Source organism: Pseudolysobacter antarcticus, assembly GCF_004168365.1.
GTDB classification, from domain to species: domain Bacteria; phylum Pseudomonadota; class Gammaproteobacteria; order Xanthomonadales; family Rhodanobacteraceae; genus Pseudolysobacter; species Pseudolysobacter antarcticus.
On record NZ_CP035704.1, the window covers coordinates 4,168,227 to 4,187,416 of the forward strand.

Annotated in this window: 16 protein-coding genes; 13 read left to right on the top strand and 3 right to left on the bottom strand. The window is 59.1% G+C overall.

The window, feature by feature from the left end:
• The first annotated feature begins 140 nt into the window (after positions 1 to 140).
• The 4 genes from ELE36_RS20880 to ELE36_RS17885 all read left to right on the top strand — a co-directional run bounded on the left by ELE36_RS20880 (position 141) and on the right by ELE36_RS17885 (position 3,841).
• Positions 141 to 686: a hypothetical protein gene (locus ELE36_RS20880; RefSeq protein WP_242512299.1), complete on the top strand. Its 546-nt coding sequence runs from the start codon at positions 141 to 143 to the stop codon at positions 684 to 686.
• Entirely contained in the window at positions 683 to 1,000 is a 318-nt protein-coding gene (cutA, locus tag ELE36_RS17875; protein WP_242512300.1) for a divalent-cation tolerance protein CutA, read from the top strand. The genes ELE36_RS20880 and cutA overlap by 4 nt, the downstream gene beginning before the upstream one ends.
• Positions 1,001 to 1,079: 79 nt before the next feature.
• Positions 1,080 to 3,272, top strand: coding sequence for a protein-disulfide reductase DsbD family protein (locus tag ELE36_RS17880; protein WP_129835713.1), 2,193 nt, complete (start codon positions 1,080 to 1,082; stop codon positions 3,270 to 3,272).
• Positions 3,273 to 3,274: 2 nt separating this feature from the next.
• Positions 3,275 to 3,841: a TlpA family protein disulfide reductase gene (locus tag ELE36_RS17885; RefSeq protein WP_129835715.1), complete on the top strand. Its 567-nt coding sequence runs from the start codon at positions 3,275 to 3,277 to the stop codon at positions 3,839 to 3,841.
• A 22-nt stretch (positions 3,842 to 3,863) separates the two neighbouring features.
• On the opposite strand, the gene ELE36_RS17890 is transcribed toward ELE36_RS17885, so the two are convergent.
• Positions 3,864 to 6,311 (bottom strand): discoidin domain-containing protein, encoded by a 2,448-nt coding sequence (locus ELE36_RS17890; protein ID WP_129835717.1) that lies wholly within the window; start codon positions 6,309 to 6,311, stop codon positions 3,864 to 3,866.
• A 263-nt stretch (positions 6,312 to 6,574) separates the two neighbouring features.
• Here ELE36_RS17890 and aroQ point away from each other — a divergent pair, with 263 nt between their 5' ends.
• The 8 genes from aroQ (at position 6,575) to purD (ending at position 14,424) form a co-directional block, all read left to right on the top strand.
• Positions 6,575 to 7,021: a type II 3-dehydroquinate dehydratase gene (gene aroQ, locus ELE36_RS17895; RefSeq protein ID WP_129835719.1), complete on the top strand. Its 447-nt coding sequence runs from the start codon at positions 6,575 to 6,577 to the stop codon at positions 7,019 to 7,021.
• A gap of 54 nt (positions 7,022 to 7,075) precedes the next feature.
• Complete coding sequence (accB, locus tag ELE36_RS17900) at positions 7,076 to 7,552, top strand: acetyl-CoA carboxylase biotin carboxyl carrier protein (RefSeq protein WP_129835721.1); 477 nt, start codon at positions 7,076 to 7,078, stop codon at positions 7,550 to 7,552.
• 9 nt (positions 7,553 to 7,561) lie between these two features.
• The gene (gene accC, locus ELE36_RS17905) at positions 7,562 to 8,929 is read left to right on the top strand and encodes an acetyl-CoA carboxylase biotin carboxylase subunit (RefSeq protein ID WP_129835723.1); all 1,368 of its coding nucleotides are present in this window, start codon (positions 7,562 to 7,564) and stop codon (positions 8,927 to 8,929) included.
• A 131-nt stretch (positions 8,930 to 9,060) separates the two neighbouring features.
• Positions 9,061 to 9,945 carry a 50S ribosomal protein L11 methyltransferase gene (gene prmA, locus ELE36_RS17910; RefSeq protein ID WP_129835725.1) on the top strand — a complete coding sequence of 295 codons (885 nt, stop codon included), beginning with the start codon at positions 9,061 to 9,063 and terminating at the stop codon, positions 9,943 to 9,945.
• Between the two features lie 50 nt (positions 9,946 to 9,995).
• Positions 9,996 to 10,766, top strand: a complete 771-nt coding sequence (locus tag ELE36_RS17915) for a zinc-ribbon and DUF3426 domain-containing protein (RefSeq protein WP_129836987.1) — start codon at positions 9,996 to 9,998, stop codon at positions 10,764 to 10,766.
• Positions 10,767 to 11,130: 364 nt separating this feature from the next.
• Positions 11,131 to 11,406, top strand: coding sequence for a helix-turn-helix domain-containing protein (locus ELE36_RS17920; protein WP_129835726.1), 276 nt, complete (start codon positions 11,131 to 11,133; stop codon positions 11,404 to 11,406).
• A gap of 56 nt (positions 11,407 to 11,462) precedes the next feature.
• Positions 11,463 to 13,040, top strand: a complete 1,578-nt coding sequence (purH, locus tag ELE36_RS17925; RefSeq protein WP_129835728.1) for a bifunctional phosphoribosylaminoimidazolecarboxamide formyltransferase/IMP cyclohydrolase — start codon at positions 11,463 to 11,465, stop codon at positions 13,038 to 13,040.
• A 100-nt stretch (positions 13,041 to 13,140) separates the two neighbouring features.
• Positions 13,141 to 14,424 (top strand): phosphoribosylamine--glycine ligase, encoded by a 1,284-nt coding sequence (gene purD, locus ELE36_RS17930; protein WP_129835730.1) that lies wholly within the window; start codon positions 13,141 to 13,143, stop codon positions 14,422 to 14,424.
• 67 nt (positions 14,425 to 14,491) lie between these two features.
• Here the strand turns inward: purD and ELE36_RS17935 are convergent, their stop codons facing one another.
• Positions 14,492 to 16,144: a tetratricopeptide repeat protein gene (locus ELE36_RS17935; RefSeq protein WP_129835732.1), complete on the bottom strand. Its 1,653-nt coding sequence runs from the start codon at positions 16,142 to 16,144 to the stop codon at positions 14,492 to 14,494.
• A 214-nt stretch (positions 16,145 to 16,358) separates the two neighbouring features.
• Between ELE36_RS17935 and ELE36_RS17940 the strand changes: the two genes are divergently transcribed.
• Positions 16,359 to 18,242, top strand: coding sequence for an MFS transporter (locus ELE36_RS17940; protein ID WP_129835734.1), 1,884 nt, complete (start codon positions 16,359 to 16,361; stop codon positions 18,240 to 18,242).
• Positions 18,243 to 18,302: 60 nt separating this feature from the next.
• On the opposite strand, the gene ELE36_RS17945 is transcribed toward ELE36_RS17940, so the two are convergent.
• The gene (locus ELE36_RS17945) at positions 18,303 to 19,187 is read right to left on the bottom strand and encodes a cobalamin biosynthesis protein (RefSeq protein WP_129835736.1); all 885 of its coding nucleotides are present in this window, start codon (positions 19,185 to 19,187) and stop codon (positions 18,303 to 18,305) included.
• Positions 19,188 to 19,190: the final 3 nt, after the last annotated feature.

A 19,190-nucleotide genomic window follows, 5' to 3' on the forward strand; every position in this document is an offset into this window, starting at 1 on the left:
GCAGGCATGAACTGTGGGCGCGGTGTGAGCTTTCAAGTGGGAGCGATGCGAATTGCCTATTCGAAAAGTTGCTACTAGCGGGTTTGCCGGGTGTTCGTCCTTACCGTAGTCTCCGTTTTCCAGTCAAAGGAGTGCAACGCATGAATATCCAGTATGTAGGTGATTCCTACGACATCGTGAAACGGTTTTTCTGTGAGGCGTTGCGAGCGCTCAAATACACCGTCTACATAGATCCGATGTCTACTGACGAGTGGAAGAGCTCTGACACCAGATCGTTTTACAAATTTCTAGGCGTTCAGCACGCGGACGCATGCGACAAACCCGGACGTCGAACCGCTCTGCTTTTTGACCCAGATACGGGCCTCTCTGAAAAAAAGTCGAAGAAGCACCTTTCTTTTGTTCGTCTAGAGCAGGCTCTTGTAGAACAATCTCTTGCGCACGGGATTGTGTTTGTGTTCGACCAATCGTTTTCGCGTGGCAGCGACCTTGAGAAACAGAAAAAAATGAGGCACAAACTGGATCTGCTGAACAAAGGAAAATGCTTTGGCTTCTACTACAACTCTCATGCAAGCTTTCTGTTCGCTTCCTCAAAAGAGAGTCATTTGCTGGCTTTGCAACGGCACCTAAAAAAGCTGGGTCTGCCAGAATTTCGCATCAGGACTTTGGGCAATCTTTCCGACTCGTGATTTTGCTCATCCTGACCACCTGCCCCAATCAGGAAAGCGCCGAGCACATCAGCCACACACTGGTATCCGAGGGCCTAGCCGCATGCGTCAACCGCATCACCGGCGTGCAGTCCACGTATCGCTGGCATGGCAAGGTACAAACCGACAGCGAAATTCTGCTGCTGATCAAAACCACGCAAGGGCACTATGCCGAAGTGCAAGCGCGCATCGTCGCGCTGCATCCGTACGAACTGCCGGAAGTAATCGCGGTCGAAGCCGCCGCCGGGCTCGACCGTTATCTGGCCTGGATCGAAAACGAAACACGCCTTGATTGATCGAGGTATGCAAGCATATGTGTCGCAGCACGGTCTAAGCATCGTTCGCACGCAGCCGCCCCAAGGATACTCAACCGCAATGCTCACCTTGCTCAACCGCATTCTTCTTGTTCCGCTCGCGCTCTTGCTGGGCGCCGCCTGCGCTCACGCCGCCGAAGGCGAACTCTTGCCGGTCGATCAGGCGTTCAAGCTCGAAACCAAAGTGATCGATGCGCAGCATGTGACGCTGCACTGGCAGATCGCCGACAATTATTATTTGTACCGAGATCGCATCAAGCTCAAGAGCGGCGATGCCAATCTCACGCTCGGCGCACTCGAGCTTGGCCCGGCGACGAAAAAGCACGATGAATACCTTGGCGATGTCGAGGTGTATCACGGCACAATCGATGGCACCCAGGCGATCACCGTGGCGAACGGCGCGACCTCGGCACAGCTCAAGGTCACGGTGCAAGGTTGTCACGAAGTCGAACCGAAGATCTGCTATCCGCCGTTTTCGCAAACGATCAAGCTCGATATTCCTGCGGGCGCAGCGGCTGAAAATTCAGCTGCCACCAATGCTCCCGCTGAGGCGCCGAACAATCCGCTGGCCAAGGCGCTGGCAGCCAACACGCCTATCGGCGACAAGTCCGCACCACTGCCGCCGGAGCAGGCGTTTGTGTTCGAGGCAATTGCCACGAGCCCGACCGAAATCCTCGCGCGTTTTAGCATGCCTCCGGGCTATTACCTGTATCGCGACAAGAGCAAATTTTCGCTGACCGATGCCAGCGCCACGCTGGGCGATCCGCGCTGGCCCGCCGGCAAGAGTCACACCGATGAAAATTTCGGCACGTCCATCGTCTATTACACCCAGGTCGAAGTACCAATCGCGCTGAAGCGCTCGATTAACGCGGCGCAATCGCTGACCCTCAATGCCAGCTTCCAGGGCTGCCTGGAAAATGGCGTGTGTTATCCGGTGATGACACGCGCGGTCAATGTCGCCTTGGCGGCATCAAGCGCTGTCGCAAGCGAAATCCCGCCATCTGCCAGCGCGATACCGCAGCAATCTCGACCGGCGGTCGACGGTACATTTTTCGCCGCGTTGCTGACCGCGCTGCTCGGCGGGCTGATCCTGAATCTGATGCCGTGTGTATTGCCGATCCTCTCGTTGAAAGCGATTTCCCTGCTCGAAGGTGGTGAAAGTCCGCAGGCAGCGCGTCGCCATGTGCTGTTTTATTCCGCTGGCGTATTGAGCTCGTTTGCGGCTATTGGCTTTGTTGTCATCGGCCTGCGTGCCGCCGGACTCGCCTACGGCTGGGGATTCCAGCTACAGCAACCGTTGGTCGTGGCGGTGCTGGTTTATGTGATGCTGGCGATTGGCCTGAGCTTGTCGGGGGTGGTCCAGTTCGGCATGAGCCTGACGGGCGTGGGGCAAAACTTGACCACCAAATCCGGCCCCAAAGGCGATTTTTTCACCGGCGTTTTGGCGTGTGTTGTGGCCAGCCCATGCACCGCGCCGTTCATGGGTTCGGCGCTGGCGTATGCGTTCGCCAGCCCGCCGCTGATTTCGTTGTGCATTTTTCTCGCACTCGGATTGGGCCTGGCATTGCCATTCATCCTGATCGGTTTCATACCTGCGCTAGGACGCTGGCTGCCGCGCCCGGGTGCATGGATGGAAACGCTCAAGCAATTCTTTGCGTTTCCGATGTATCTCACCGCGGTGTGGCTGGTCTGGGTGCTCGGCAATCAACGCGGCATGGATGCTGTAGGTTTGGTGCTGGTCGGCGCCGTAATGCTCGCGCTCGGTTTGTGGTGGTTCGAACGCAGCCGCTTTCGCCCGGTCGGCTGGCGCGCGCTGGCGTGGCTGGCCTTGCTGCTGGCGCTGCCTCCGTTGTACGCCATCGGCAGCCTGACTCGCGCCGCCACGAACGCGACCCAGGTGCGCGAGGACGGCGCAGTTCCGTTCGATCCCGCGCGACTCGCGACTCTGCGTGCGCAAGGCACGCCGGTATTTATCGACATCGGTGCGGACTGGTGCACGACCTGCAAGGTCAATGAACATGTCGTGCTCGCAACCAGCAATTTCCATGATCTGCTCAAGCGCACCGGCACGGTGTTCATGGTCGGTGACTGGACCAATCCCGATACCGCTATCGAGGCGTTTCTTGCGCAATTCCATGCGGTCGGCGTACCGCTTTACGTCGTCTATCCCAAGGGCGATGGCGAGGGACGCGTGTTGCCGACGGTACTCACGAGCGGCATCGTGCAGGATGCGCTAGATCCGCAGATCAAGTGACGATGTTCAATCGCACCAACCTGTTGATCGTGGCGATCGCGCTGCTCGGCGCCGGCCTCGGATTGTTCGCCGGCCAGTGGTTCGAACATGTGCACGAGCACGCCCCGACCGTGCCCGACGGCGTGCATGTATTGAAACTCGGCGATCAGCGCGCCGAGCTCAGCTTGACCGATATCGATGGCCGCACGCGGCGGCTGAGCGAGTGGGATGGCAAGTTGGTCGTGATCAATTTCTGGGCAACGTGGTGCAGCCCATGTCGTGAGGAAATGCCGCTGCTGGATCAGACCCGCGCACGTTTTGCGGACAAGAATCTGGAAGTGCTCGGCATCGCCATCGACGATCGCGATGCGGTCAGGGATTTCCTTAAAATCCGTCCGGTGCAATATCCGATTCTGAACTCCAACTCGGACTCGGCTCGGGACGATCCGTCGCTGCTGTTCGGCGACACCCGCAGCGTGCTGCCATACAGCGTACTAATCGGACGCGACGGCAAACTGCTCGCACAACACGCCGGCAGTTTCAGCGAAGACGGATTGATGCAGTGGCTGCAGCCGCACCTGCGCGATTAAAACGCAGGCACGGCGATGTTGCTCAGCTGCCGAAAACTTCGACTTCGACGATTCGCGAATACTGCGCATCGGCGGACGCTCGCCCAACCACGCGGATCGCGCTGGTGGTTTTGAATGTCGGCAAAAATACCGTGCGTTTTACCAGATGATTGCCAGTGATCGATTGCACGGTGACCCATGTCGATGTGGCCGGATCGAGCACCTGGATGTCGAATGCGGTCAGGCCGAAACTCGCAAACGTCATCGTGTCGGATGGTTCGATCGGTGCCGCGAAATTGTCCTGCAAGGTGTAGACCACGATCTGGTTGATCGATCGCGATGCATTGAAGTTGATCTGCACGAAATCGGGGAACAAACCGGAACTGGCATCATTCCAGCCGCCGCCATTGGCCCAGTTGAAGCCGACATGGTCGCCGTCGATGATCGATGCCACCGGAAATAAGGCACTAAATGTCGATGACGCGCTGGCGGTCGCGCCGTTTGTCGCAGCAGCAACATTGGTTTGTCGTTCGTACGCACCAAGATCACGCGGGCCGAATCGGTTCGGCACGATCCCCAGATCCACGCTGCGCGGATTGCCGAGAATGTCGGTCGCTGATCCTCCCGCGATCGCAAAATCGAGCGCTGCCGAAATCGGCTGCAAACGATAATTGCCATTGGCCGGATCGATGAACCGCGGCACGGTTTGCAATTGCGTGGCGCCACCCGGCAACCCAAACAGATTTTCGCCGAGGACATTGTCGACATTGAAGGTGAGATTGCAGTTGACGCAAATATCGTTCGGGCCGTTCAGCGGCTGACTCAGAATGCTTTTTGTAAGATCCAGCCGGTTGCTGATGCTCAGTACCACCGAATTGTTGCCGATGCTGTTGTTCGCAATCGTGCAGCTATCGATGAGCAGCGTCGACGAGTCGAACGGTTCGATGAACTGCTCTTGTTGCGCGATCAGGGCGTGGCTGCTGTTGTTGTCGACAAGCAAGCAATTGTGCAATTCAACGCTGTTGGTATATAGACCGCTGCTGTCGCCATCGTCGTAATTATTATTGATCAAGTTGCCGCCGATGTTGTGGCGCATGGTGACGCGCTCGGCAAACAGTCGCGCGCTCGTACCACCCCGGCCGATGGCGATCGTGGCGCCGTCGGTGCGCACTGGCTTGCCGCTTTTGGGATCCACCGTCTGCGCGATGTTGTCCTCGATCACATTGCAATCAATGGCTGGTGAACATGGCCGCGCGCCGCGTTTGCTGAGGCCGGATGCATTCAACGAAACACCATTCAAATTCAGATGGGCGCCGCCTTCGGTGTTGACTGCCTGTGGCGGATACGGTGGATCGCCTGACACATAAAATGGCGGCTTGTAACCATCGAGATAGATCGCTGCACCATCCGCAGCAGAGTTTCCCTGCAGCCGGAAATCGTGCAGATCGACCTGATCCTTGGCCGGCACGCACGGCGTTTTTATATCGTCAAAATTGCGCTTGAACGCGAAGCTGGCGGTAGCGGATAAATACAACGCGCCACCTTGCTTCGACGCCGTATTGTCGTTGATTTGCGCCGGGATCTGCGGATCCAGCGTATACATCTGCAAGCTGGCAGTGCATCCGTTTTCCCCGAGCAGCGCGATGCCACCACCGAAAATCCCAGTATTGGATTGCACTGCGCCGGCGGCACCGCCGAAGCCGAGAATTCCGGGTGAATTGATTTCGATGCTCGCCGGACTGAACGCGGCAATGCCGCCGCCGTAGCCGGAGACATTGCCGACATTCGGCAAACCGCTATCGTCGCCAACCGTATTGGAATACACGCTGGTGTTGTCGCCGCTAATCGACAGATGCACATTGCCCTCGATCTCGATGCCGCCACCGGCCTGTTGCGCCGCGTTCAAGTCGATCAGAACATTGTCCGCAATATCGAGCTGGCCATCGGCGCTGTGCATGTAGATGCCGCCACCGTAGTAGGCGCGATTCGAGGTCACAAGGGCGTTTTCAAGGGTCAACGTGCCGCTTTTGCCGTCAAAACTTATGCCGCCACCCGCGGCGTAACTTGTTCCGCCGCGGATCGACAGATTTTGCAGCACTACATAACTTTGACCGGTGATCGTGATCACGCTGTCGCCGAGATGGCCGGTGCCGTCGATCGCCGTCCGCGGTGGGAGCGCAGCGCTATCGGCCTTGCCGCAATGACTCGCGCCGGCGATCAGCAACGATTTGTTTTTGATCAGCAGGTGCTGCGCGGTGTAGGTGTGTTGCCGCGTCACCAGAATCGTCGTGCCAGGACACGTCGCGTTGTCGATCGCCTTCTGGATCGTATCGAAGTTGCATGTCCTGTCTTTGGCCGTATCGCCAACCGAGAGAATCTGCGTTTGCGGCGTACCGCACGCGAGAGCGGTCGCTGGACCGATCACACACGCTGTCGCCGCAGCGAACAAGAATGCCAAAGCAGTTAAACCTTCCTTTTTTGGTGCAGCCATAAATAATTCCTCCATGCGCCTGAAATCAGGCAGATGCGAGGAACGCCGCGTCGCGACAAAGTGCGACATGCCTTGGGAAACTTTGCTCGCCAACATTCGAAGAAAAGTTGATCTGACCGCCGCTATCGAGATAGTCAACGCTCAAACGTCGGCCAACTCCGTCGAAATTGAGTACATCGTGCCAACCCCGCTGGACAAGTGTCGCGCGCTCTTGCACACTTGCTCGTCTGGATCGGGCCTGTCGCCCGGCAGGCAAATCCCACGTGGCGAAGATTCTTGTTCTGCACGGCCCGAATTTGAATCTGCTCGGCAGTCGCGAGCCCGACGTGTATGGGCGCAAGACGCTGGCCGATATCAATGCCGAGCTGGCCGAACTCGCCCAAGCCGCCGAACACGAGCTGGCTTGGTGCCAGGCCAATGCGGAACATCAGCTGATCGAGCGCGTGCATCAGGCGCGCGACGAGCAGGTCGCGTTCATCCTGATCAATCCGGCCGGTTACACCCATACCAGCATTGCGCTGCGTGATGCGCTGCTGGCGGTGGCGATTCCGTTTATCGAGGTGCACCTGTCAAATGTGCATGCGCGTGAAACGTTTCGCCACCATTCGTATTTTTCCGATGTCGCGGTCGGCGTGATCTGCGGTTTTGGCGCCGATAGCTACCGACTAGCGCTGAGCGCGGCGATCAACCAACTCAAACCCGCCACTTGAATCTGCGGATTCGACGCCACAAACCTTTCTCACTTTGTCATCAAGGATCCGCCTGTGGACCTGCGCAAGATAAAAAAACTCATCGATATTCTCGAAGAATCCAACCTCGCTGAACTCGAGATCAAGGAAGGCGAAGAAGTCGTGCGCCTGAGCCGCTACCCGAAAGGCATGATGCCGATGGCGACGCAGGCACCGATGGCGACGAACACACAGGTGCAGGTCGAGCCGGCGCGCACAAACCAGAGTGCCGCCGAACCTGCCAACGCCGCATCGGCAGCAGAGAAAGCGCTGCCCGAAGGCCATGTATTGCGCTCACCGATGGTCGGCATTTTTTACGCGTCGCCGAATCCGGGCGCGGAAACTTTCGTCAAGATCGGCCAGACGGTGAAAGTCGGCGATACGCTCGGCATCATCGAGGCGATGAAAATGTTCAACCAGATCGAGGCCGACAAGGCCGGCACGGTGCGTGCGGTTCTTGCCGACAGCGGTCAGCCGGTCGAATTCGACCAGCCGCTGTTCGTGATCGAATAAGGCGCCGTCATGCTGGATAAAGTCGTCATCGCCAATCGCGGCGAAATCGCGCTGCGAGTCTTGCGCGCGTGTCACGCGCTCGGCATCCGCACGGTCGCGGTACATTCCACGATCGACCGCAATCTCAAACACGTCGGCATGGCCGACGAATCGGTTTGCATCGGCCCGGCACCCGCTGGCGAAAGTTATTTGAACGTGCCGGCGATCATCGCCGCCGCCGAAGTGACCGACGCGCAGGCGATCCATCCGGGTTACGGATTTCTGTCAGAGAACGCCGACTTCGCCGAGCGCGTGGAAAAATCCGGCTTCATCTTCATCGGTCCAACGCCGCAGGTGATCCGCCTGATGGGCGACAAGGTTGAGGCGATCCGCGCGATGAAAGCCGCTGGCGTGCCGTGCGTGCCCGGCTCGGGTGGCCCGCTTGGCGACGATGCCACGGCCAATACCAAGGTCGCGCGAGAGATCGGTTATCCGGTCATCATCAAGGCGTCCGGCGGCGGCGGCGGACGCGGCATGCGCGTGGTGCACACCGAAGGTTCGCTGCACAACGCGATCGGCATGACCCGCTCCGAAGCCAAGGCCGCGTTCGGCAACGATCAGGTCTACATGGAAAAATATCTGGAGAATCCGCGCCACGTGGAAATTCAGGTGCTCGCCGACGGCCAGGGCAACGCGATCCATCTCGGCGAGCGCGATTGCTCGATGCAGCGACGCCACCAGAAAGTGATGGAAGAAGCGCCGGCGCCGGGCATCAGCGACCAGCAACGTGCCGACATCGGCGCGGTCTGCGTCGAGGCGTGCAAACGCATCGGCTATCGCGGCGCGGGCACGTTCGAGTTCCTGTTCGAGGACGGCCATTTCTATTTCATCGAAATGAACACGCGCATCCAGGTCGAGCATCCGGTGACCGAAATGATCACGGGCGTCGATCTGGTGCGCGAACAACTGATGATCGCCGCTGGCGAAAAACTTTCGCTACGGCAGGAAGACATCCTGCTCACCGGCCACGCGATCGAATGCCGCATCAATGCCGAGGATCCGGAAACCTTCATGCCGAGTCCGGGCCTGATCAAACGTTTTCTGAGTGCCGGCGGTCCCGGCGTGCGCGTCGATACGCATATTTACGACGGCTATCGCATCCCGCCGAATTACGACTCGATGATCGGCAAGCTGATCGTGCACGGTCGTGATCGCGAAACCGCAATTGCACGTATGCGCGTGGCGCTGGGCGAGATGGTGATCGAAGGCATCAAGACCAATATCCCGCTGCAGCAGCGCATCATCGCCGATGGCGGTTTCCAGGGCGGCGGACGCAATATCCACTACCTCGAAAAACACATCGTCGAGCAGCGCGAAAAAAATATCACGCTGGGCTAAGGTCAACATGGATGACCAGCTCCGCTGTTGTAAAGCGCTTCCAGCCTGCACTGGGATGACGATCAAAAAAACAGCGCGACGACGCGCACCTCCCCGCTCCCCGTTTCCGCTTTCTTTACCATAAACAACCCATGCCCTGGCTCGAACTCTCACTCAACTTGCGCGCCGAACAACAGCCCGAAATCGAAGCCGCGCTTGAAGACATCGGCGCACTTTCGATCACCTTGCTGGATGCTGAAGATCATCCGATTTTCGAACCTGGCGTCGGCGAAACACCGTTGTGGCCGACCTTGGCGTTGACCGCGCTGTTCGATGCGAGCTGCGATCGCAGCGGCTTGTTGCATGCCTTGACCGATCTGGTGCCGGAGATCGCACCGGAGCACATCAGTTTTCGCGATGTCGCCGACGAAGACTGGACGCGTATATGGATGGATCAATACCAGCCGATGCGCTTTGGCCAGCGGCTGTGGATTTATCCTTGGAATATCGAGCCGCCGACCGAGGCCGGTGCTGCAATCATCGTGCGTCTCGATCCGGGCCTCGCGTTCGGCACCGGCACACATCCGACCACGGCGTTGTGCCTGGAATGGCTGGACGGCGCAAACCTCGTCGGAAAAAGCGTGATCGATTACGGTTGCGGCTCGGGCATTCTCGCGATTGCCGCGCTCAAGCTCGGCGCCGCGCGTGTGACCGGCGTGGACAACGATCCGCAGGCCTTGCTGGCCAGTCACGACAATGCCGAACGCAACCGTGTCGCCGATCGACTCGATATTTTCCTGCCGCAGGATACGGCGCCGGCCTCGCACGATCTGCTGGTCGCAAACATCCTGGCGGGGCCGTTGTTCGAACTCGCGCCGCTGTTTGCGCAATCCATCCGCAGCGATGGTGCATTTGCGCTCTCCGGCATTCTCGGTGGACAGCAGCATGAATTGCTCGAACGGTATGCCGAATGGTTCGACGCGCTCGAAGTTCGTACGCGCGAGGATTGGGTTTTGATCCACGGCGTGCGCAAGTGACACGCCACTAGTGGAACGCGATTGTCGCCAGTCGCGTAAAATATCCAGCTATGTACAGCCAGTGCCCCGACTGTTTTGCCTACACCCGCGTTGACGCCGCCACGCTCTCGCAAGGTCGTGGCACCGTGCGTTGCTCGGGCTGCGGCAAGCACTATTTTGCGCTGTCTTCGCTCAGCGACGATCTGCCGCCGCCAGCCAATACCGAACGTACCCCACAAGGCAAGTTCCCGTCGCGCATCGCGCCCGTGGTTACGGCTGCGACGCCGCTGACCACACGCGAGATCGAACCAATTGTTCTGCCGCGCCCTGCTCCGGCACCGTTGCCGGGTTTTGCACGACAACGTGCGCCAGCCGGGCGACGCTGGCCTTGGCTGCTTGGCAGCACCTTGCTTGCATTGAGTTTTGCGGCGCAGATCGGCTACGCCGAACGCGACTGGCTGCTTGATGATGCGCGGGTGCGACCGTGGCTGGATCAGTTCTGCGGTTTCGCTCATTGCGTATTGCCGTTGCGCAGTGATGCCACGCAACTGTCCTTGCTCGCACGCGATATCCGACCGCATCCGTCGGTGCCGAATGCGCTGATCATCTCGGCGACATTGCGCAACGACGCCGAATTTGCGCAAGCGTTGCCGCACGTTGAAATCTCCTTGTCCGATCTCGATGAACACCGCATCGCGATGCGACGTTTTTCGGCGCGCGACTACGTCAACGACAGCAAGACCGTGCGTCGCGGGCTGGCTGCCGGCAGCAGCATCGCGCTCGTATTTGAGGTAGCCGATCCAGGCAAGGACGCGGTCGCGTTCGAGTTCAAGTTTTACTGACGACCTTATCCCTGCGCGATACTTTGGCTGCGCGCCACGCTCAGCAAAACTCCCCCTGCCGATCCCAATTCGCGCAATTCGATACGCCTGCGTACGTAATTGCGCGCGATCAATACGTGCTGCGCTGCAATCGAGACTTCATGTCCGGGGTCAGCAAGCCGCGACAACTGCATGCTGCGCCTATGCTTTCGGATTGATCCGCCGACGCACGCCAAATCACGATGAAAACAATCGTCATTGGGGTCTTACCAAGAGCCGCGCAGAAGACTAGTATCTCCACCCCCCGCGTCCATTTAATCGCTCAGCTTTGTGCCGAGTGCAGGCCGTGATACAAAAAAATTCACCCGATGAGCAAATTTCTGCAGTGACTCCTCCTACTCCTTCCCGCACCGATTCGGCCTCCGACCAACTGCAACCCGCCTTGCGCGAATGCGTTACGCGCGCGGTGCGGCGTTATCTTTCCGATCTCGGCACGCAGGTGCCCGACGGGCTGTACGAGCTGGTCATGCAGGAAGTCGAAGTGCCGCTGCTGAAAGAAGTTCTATCCTGCTACAACGGCAATCAGAGCAAGAGCGCGGCAGCGCTCGGCATCAACCGCGCAACTCTGCGCAAGAAGCTCGCGCAACACGATCTGGGCTGAACGCGTCACCTGGCGGCGATGCGTATAATGCGCGCTCTTTCGCCGGTAAGTGCCCCATGTCTGAAAATTCCGCAACCCCGATTCGCCGCGCACTGCTTAGCGTTTCCGATAAAACCGGCCTGATCGAACTCGCCAGCGCGTTGGCCCGCCTCGGTATCGAATTGCTTTCCACCGGCGGCACGGCGCGCAGTCTGCGTGATGCCGGACTTGTCGTGCGCGACGTCAGCGATGTCACCGGATTTCCCGAGATCATGGATGGCCGGGTCAAGACCCTGCACCCGAAAATTCATGGCGGCCTGCTTGGTCGGCGTGGCATCGACGATGCAATGATGGTCGAGCACGGCATCGCCGGAATCGATCTGCTGGTGGTGAACCTGTATCCGTTCGAGGCGACTATCGCGCGCGACGATTGCACGCTTGATGACGCGATCGAGAACATCGATATCGGCGGCCCGGCGTTGTTGCGCGCGGCGGCAAAAAACCATGCGCATGTGGCGGTGCTGACCGATCCCGCCGACTACGCCACGCTGCTTGGCGCACTTGCCGAAACACACGGAACCACACTCGCGCTGCGTCAGCGCCTCGCCGCAAAAGTCTTCGCCCACACCGCGCGTTACGACGGTCTGATCGCCAATTATCTTGGCGCGCGGTTCGATGAAACCAGCAGCGATTTTCCGCCGAGTTTGCATCTGGCCTATCAGCGCCACAGCAGCTTGCGCTACGGAGAAAATCCGCATCAGCGCGCGGCGTTGTATGTCGAGCGCGATGCGCCTGCGGGCAATATCGCCACGGCCAAAGTGCTATCCGGCAAGGAACTCTCGTTCAACAATATCGCTGATGCCGACGCCGCGCTCGAATGCATCAAGCTGTTCGCCGACAGCGCCGCGTGCGTGATCGTCAAACACGCTAATCCGTGCGGCGTCGCCACCGGCACGAATATTCTCGAAGCCTACGAACGTGCTTACGCGACCGATCCGACCTCGGCGTTCGGCGGCATCATCGCGTTCAATCGCCCGCTTGATGTAACGACCGCGCAGACGATTCTGGCGCGACAGTTTGTTGAAGTCGTGATCGCACCGGAGATCGATACCGCAGCGCTTGCCGCGTTTGCAAAGAAACCGAATGTGCGTGTATTGAGTTGTGGTACATGGGCGGCCAAGGCGCCCACAACACTCGATCTGCGCCGTATCAACAGCGGCCTGCTGGTGCAGGATAGCGATCGCGATACGTTGACCATCGCCGATCTGAAAATCGTCACACAACGAAAGCCCGATGCCACCGAATTGACGGATCTGTTATTCGCCTGGCGCGTGGCGATGTGCGTGAAATCGAACGCGATCGTGTACGCGCGCGCAGCACAAACCATCGGCATCGGCGCGGGCCAGATGAGCCGCGTGATCAGCGCAAGAATCGCTGCGATCAAGGCCGCCGATGCCGGCTTGATAGTGCCGAGCAGCGTGATGGCCTCGGATGCGTTTTTCCCGTTTCGCGATGGTATTGATGCGGCCGCCGAGGCCGGCATTCGCGCAGTAATCCAACCCGGTGGTTCGATGCGCGATGCGGAGGTAATCGCCGCGGCGGATGAACACGGCATGGCGATGGTGTTCACTGGCGTGCGCCATTTCCGGCACTGACTGACGGGCGAGTTTTCGTTCGCTCTTTTCGTCCTGTGTGGTGTGGTCGCGCGGATATTTGCGCGCGCCAGCGATGTGTCGAATCAATCAGGAGATAACGATGAAGGTTCTGGTAATCGGTGGCGGCGGTCGCGAACACGCGCTGGCGTGGAAGCTCAAACAATCGCCGCGCGTGAGCGAGGTGATCGTCGCCCCAGGCAATGCCGGCACCGCGCGCGAACCCGGCGTGCGCAATGCCGACGTCGCCGCGACCGATATCGATGGCCTGCTCGCGCTCGCGCAGCACGAAGGTATCGCCTTGACCGTAGTCGGCCCCGAAGCGCCACTGGTCGCCGGTGTCGTTGATAAATTCCAGGCCGCGGGATTGCGCTGTTTCGGTCCGAGCAGTCAGGCCGCGCAGCTCGAAGGTTCGAAGGCGTTTGCCAAGGAATTTCTGCAGCGCCACCACATTCCGACCGCGCGTTACGCGGTATTCACTGAGCTCGAACCAGCGTTGGCCTACGTCCGCGAGCACGGCGCGCCAATCGTGGTGAAAGCCGATGGACTCGCCGCTGGCAAAGGCGTGGTGGTAGCGATGAGCTTGGCCGAAGCGGAGGTAGCGCTGCACGACATGCTCGGCGATGGCAGCCTCGGCTTGGCCGGCGCACGTGTGGTGATCGAAGAATTTCTGATCGGTGAGGAAGCGAGCTACATCGTACTGTGCGATGGCACCAACGCGCTGCCGCTGGCGACGTCGCAGGATCACAAACGTCGCGACGATGGCGATGCCGGCCCGAACACCGGCGGCATGGGCGCGTATTCGCCGGCTCCGGTGGTGACGCCCGAAGTCGAACAACGTGTGCTGCGCGAAGTCATCCATCCGACCCTGGCCGGCATGGCCGCGGCCGGCATGCCGTTCAGCGGATTTTTGTACGCGGGCTTGATGATCTCCGCCGACGGCGCACCGAGCGTCGTCGAGTTCAACGTGCGTTTCGGTGATCCCGAAACCCAACCGATTCTGCTGCGCCTGCAATCCGATCTGCTCATGTTGATCGAAGCGGCGCTCGATGGTCATCTGGCAACGACTCAAGCGTTATGGGACGTACGACCGGCACTCGGCGTCGTGATCGCTGCGCAGGGTTATCCTGGCACGGTCAAGACCGGCGATACCATCCGTGGACTCGATGCCGAGCTAGGCAATGACGTCAAAATATTCCACTCCGGCACACGCCTGCACGACGGTGCCGCGCTGAGCTCTGGTGGTAGAGTGCTGACCGTATGCGCGCTGGGCGAGGATGTCGCACAAGCACGCGAACGTGCTTACGCGGCGATCGATTTGATCTATCTCGACGGTGGGTTCTGGCGTCGCGACATCGCCTATCGCGCACTCGCGCGAGCGCAGTAAGCCCGTTATTGCAGCACTAAAAAAAACGGCACGCGCGCCGGCGTGCCGTCTGCAAATTAATATTGCGTCAGCCTTGGCTGGCGGTCGCGGCAAGGCGTTGCGGCTTGAAATATGCATGATTGGCCGGCCACGGCGTTTCCGGCATTTTCTTGGCGCGATACGCTTCAAGAAACTCATTCAGTAGCGCGATCGTGGTTTTATTCTTGTCGCGTATCGCTGCGAATAAAGCACCGGATTGATAGTCCGCCGCTTCCTGAAACTTGCCCTGCGCGGCCATCACCAAACCCAAGGTCTCGCCATTCGCCACGCTGGCAGACTGGTTGTACAACTGCTGCGCAATTTCTTGTGCCTTGGCGATATTCGGTGACCGCACCGCCGCGCACGTACTGACAACCCGCACGTAAATCTGCGCGACAAATGCGTCCTTCGGAAAGGCTTTGCTGGCCTGATCGATGTCCTTGAATGCGTCGGCACAATGGCCGGCAGAAACTTCCGCCGCGACCAGATGAGCATAGGCATTTGGATCCAGTGCCTTGGAAGTGGTTAACGCACGATATTGCTCCGCGGCCGGCACAAACTGTCCGCGTCGCATGAGGCTGTTTCCCAACAGAGTGCGCGCTTCGCCGAGATTCGGATCTGCCGCCACGGCTTTGCCATAGGCATCCGCTGCGGCATTTTCGTCGCCGCCGATTTCCGCAATCACACCTTGGCTCAACAGCACCGCCGGGCTTTTTGCGTCAGCTGCCTGCGCCACTTGCAAACGCTGTTTCGCCTTCGGCAGATTGCCGCTCTCCGCTTCGATGCGCGCATACAAACCGAGCAATACCGGATTGTTCGGATAGGCTTTGAGCGCCTCATCCAGCTTGGGTCGTGCTTGGGCATATTGATGATTGCTGTAATACATCATCGCGAGATTGACCGGGTCGTTGGCAGACTTCGGATCGACCGGTCGCGCCAGTAAATATTCAGCCGTGGCATTGCCACCGGGGGTAATGCCTGCGACCAGCGGATCGGCCATGTGGATCGGCTGTTTGCCAGCCTTGGCGCGCGCCTGGTCGGCCGCCGCCTTGTCGCCGAGCCCGATGTACGCGTCGGCCAGCAAGCCATACAGTTTGTTGGCGCCCGGATCGAGGGCCAGCGATTTTTTCAGCGCATCGACCGCCTCACCATATTTTTTCTGGGTCAAGGCGATTTCGCCGAGCAACGAATACGGCGCAGCCTGATCGGTCTGCTTGCTGACGTAGTCGGCCATCAGCAATTTCGCGGCCTCGAGATTGCCTTCCTGAATTTTTGCGGTGGCGAGGCGAAAACGAATCGGGAAATACACCCGATCGATCACAAACGCGAGTTCATAATAGACGTGTGCATCGGCGGTTTTTTTCTGCTGCTCGGCGAGCACGCCCTGCAGATAAAACCAGCGCGCGTCATTCGGGGCGAGGTGTGACGCATCGTAGAACGCGATCACGGCATTATCGACAAATCCGTTGCGTGAATACGCCGCCCCCATCAGCGCATATGCTTCGGCCAGCGATTCGTCGACCAGCCCGACTTTCTTCTTGTCGAAATCCGCACGCAATGCGTTCAACTGCTTCGCATCCTCGGCAAGCAGCTTGCTCGTATCCACGCTCGGCAGCGGCTTGATCACGGCATCAGCGGCAAAAACAGACGTCGCTGCAAAACATAAAACCAGTAACAGGGTAATTCGATGAAGGCTCGACATGATCGCTCTACCAGTTTGGCGCACGGTGGGCACTGCGCGTGGGAATCGTATGGCACGTGTGATCGCACAGTTTAACGATCCAGCGCCGCATAGTCGCTGAATGCCGTCACTGCCATCGCGCACGCCCGTCGATCTTTTTGCCGTTGCAATGCTGCGACTTACGCGGCGGCGTCGCGGTTTGCTACTCTCGCGACCTAATCACATGGAGCCTGCGATGTCAGATCATAGTCAGTTCTCGCTGCTCAAGGCACGCCGTTTCCTGCCGTTCTTCCTCACCCAGGCGATGGGCGCGTTCAACGACAACGCGTTTCGCAATGCGATGGTCGTGCTGGTCGGTTTCCACATGGGGCTGGATGAAAGCGCGGTCGGGTTTTATTCGAACATTGCGCCGGCGTTGTTCATCCTGCCGTTTTTCCTGTTTTCGGCCAGCGCCGGGCAGATCGCCGAGAAGTTCGAGAAGGCGCGCACGATCCGCTACATCAAGATTTTCGAGATCGCCGCGATGCTGCTAGCGGCGGTCGGTTTTTATCTGCACAGCATACCGCTGCTGCTGAGCGTGCTGTTCCTGATGGGTTTGCACTCGACCATGTTCGGGCCGATCAAATACGCGATCCTGCCGCAGAGCCTGCGCAACGACGAACTGGTCGGCGGCAATGCGCTGGTCGAAACCGGCACGTCGCTGGCCATTTTGATCGGTTTGACTATCGGCGGCTCACTTATGGAGGTGAGTCCCTACGGTGAGACACTGGCCTCGCTCATGTTAATCGGCGTCTCGGTTTTCGGTTACCTGAGTAGCCGTGCGATTCCGATCGCACCGGCAACGGCTCCGCAACTACGCTTCAACTGGAACGTGTTTTCCGAAACCTGGCGAGCGCTGGGATTTGTACGGAAAAATCGCACTGTGTTTCTCTCAGTTCTGGGCATATCCTGGTTCTGGTTTTTCGGTGGAGTCTTCACGGCGCAACTACCGAACTACACCAAACTGTTTCTGGGTGGCACCGGTCAAGTGGAGACGCTTGTCCTGACGCTGTTTTCGATCGGTGTAGGCGCGGGCTCCCTTTTGTGCGAGCGACTGTCTGGGCACAAGGTTGAGATTGGTCTCGTCCCGTTCGGCTCGATCGGCTTGACCCTGTTCGGTCTCGATGTGTATTTCGCGCATCCAGAGCGCTCTTTGCTGCACGACTTGAATGCATGGAGTTTTCTCGCCGCTCCGGGTAGCTGGCGCCTGGCGCTGGATTTCACTCTGATCGGTGTATTCGCCGGTTTCTACATCGTGCCGCTGTTCGCGCTGGTGCAAAGTCGCGCCGAAAAAAGCGAACTGTCGCGCGTAATCGCTGGCAACAACATCATCAACGCGTTGTTTATCGTCGCATCAGCAGTCGCCGGCATCCTCGCGCAGAAATTCGGCCTGAGCATTCCGCAACTGTTCCTCGGCACCGCCATCCTCAATGCGCTCGTGGCGATCTACATCTACACGCTCGTGCCCGAATTCCTCATGCGCTTCCTGAGCTGGATTCTCGTCAGCACTTTGTATCGCATCCAGCCCGAAGGGTTGGAAAATATTCCCGAGGAAGGCCCGGCGCTGCTGGTATGCAACCACGTCAGTTTCATGGATGCGTTGATCGTCGGCGGCCTGGTGCGGCGCCCGGTGCGCTTCGTGATGTATTACAAAATTTTCAATATTCCGTTGTTGAGTTTCATTTTCCGCACGGCGCGCGCAATTCCAATCGCGAGTTCGAAGGAAGATCCGGCGATGCTGACTCGCGCAATGGACGAGATCGATGCAGCGCTGGCGGCGGGCGATCTGGTCTGCATTTTTCCGGAAGGTGCGTTGACCGGCGATGGTCAAATTCAACCGTTCCGCAGCGGTCTCGAACGCATTCTCGCGCGGCGCCCAGTGCCTGTCGTGCCACTGGCGTTGCGCGGCTTGTGGGGCAGCATTTTCAGCCGGCGTGACAGCGCGCTGGGCCGCTCGCGATTGCCGCGCCGGTTTCGTGCGCGGATCGGACTTGCAGCGGGATTACCGATTGCAGCCGAGCAAGCCAATGCGGCGATGCTGGAACAGCAAGTCCGTGATTTGCGCGGCACGAATGCGTGAAACGAACCCTGCGATGCAATTCTCGGCGCGCTGATCGATAACGCGATCTTTGATAATGCGTTAGCGCCAGGTCATCCAGCCGGTCAATGCCATGATCGCGATCACTGCAAGTGCGATGATCAGCACACGATGCAGCAGCAGATGCGCATCGTCGAGCTGGGTCAGCGGACTGTGCACGTCTTCGGCGTAACCGTCGCCGGCTTCGACATCGGCGTTCACGCTGGCACGTGCGATCGCATCAAGAAATCCGAGATCGAGCGTGAAATAACCCTGCTTGTGTGCGGCGTGATAATCACGCCAGGTGCGGAATACCGCGTCGAAATCCGAGGCCAGCGCGAGCGCCAATACGACCAGGTGCGACGGCCCCCAATCAAGAATTTGCGCAAGGCGTTCGGCGGCGCTGTGTTGCGCGGAAGATTGCTCGCGCGCGAATTCGCGACCGTAGGCCAGCAGCTGCGTGAGCCGGTACAACAACGCGCCGGCCGCACCAAAAATGACGAACCACAGCAACACGCCGAACCAGCGTTTCAGCGCGGACTGAAATGCCGCCTGCACAAGTGCCTGCGATTCAAAAACCAGCGCCTCGGTTTGTTGATCCGGGCTTAGATCCTGCGCAGCGGCAAGACGTCGTTCGCTGTCGGGCGCCTTCACCACGGCCTCGATATCGCGATCGAGATCGCGCGGACCCCAGCAATAAAACAGCGCGGCGATCGCAAATACCAGCGAGGCCAATCCGAACAATACATACTGCAGCGCCACCTGCAGCAACGCGCAAAAAAGTACCGGCAATCCCAGCGTCAACAGCAAGCCCAGCGCGCTGGTCGATTGTGGACCGATGCGTGCCTGCCACGCATGCAGCCACGAGAAATCGCGCCAGCGAATCAGCTCGGGCAAGCTGCGTGAAAGCAATAGCGTCAGCAGAACGGCGATCAGGGAGATGGCCATGGA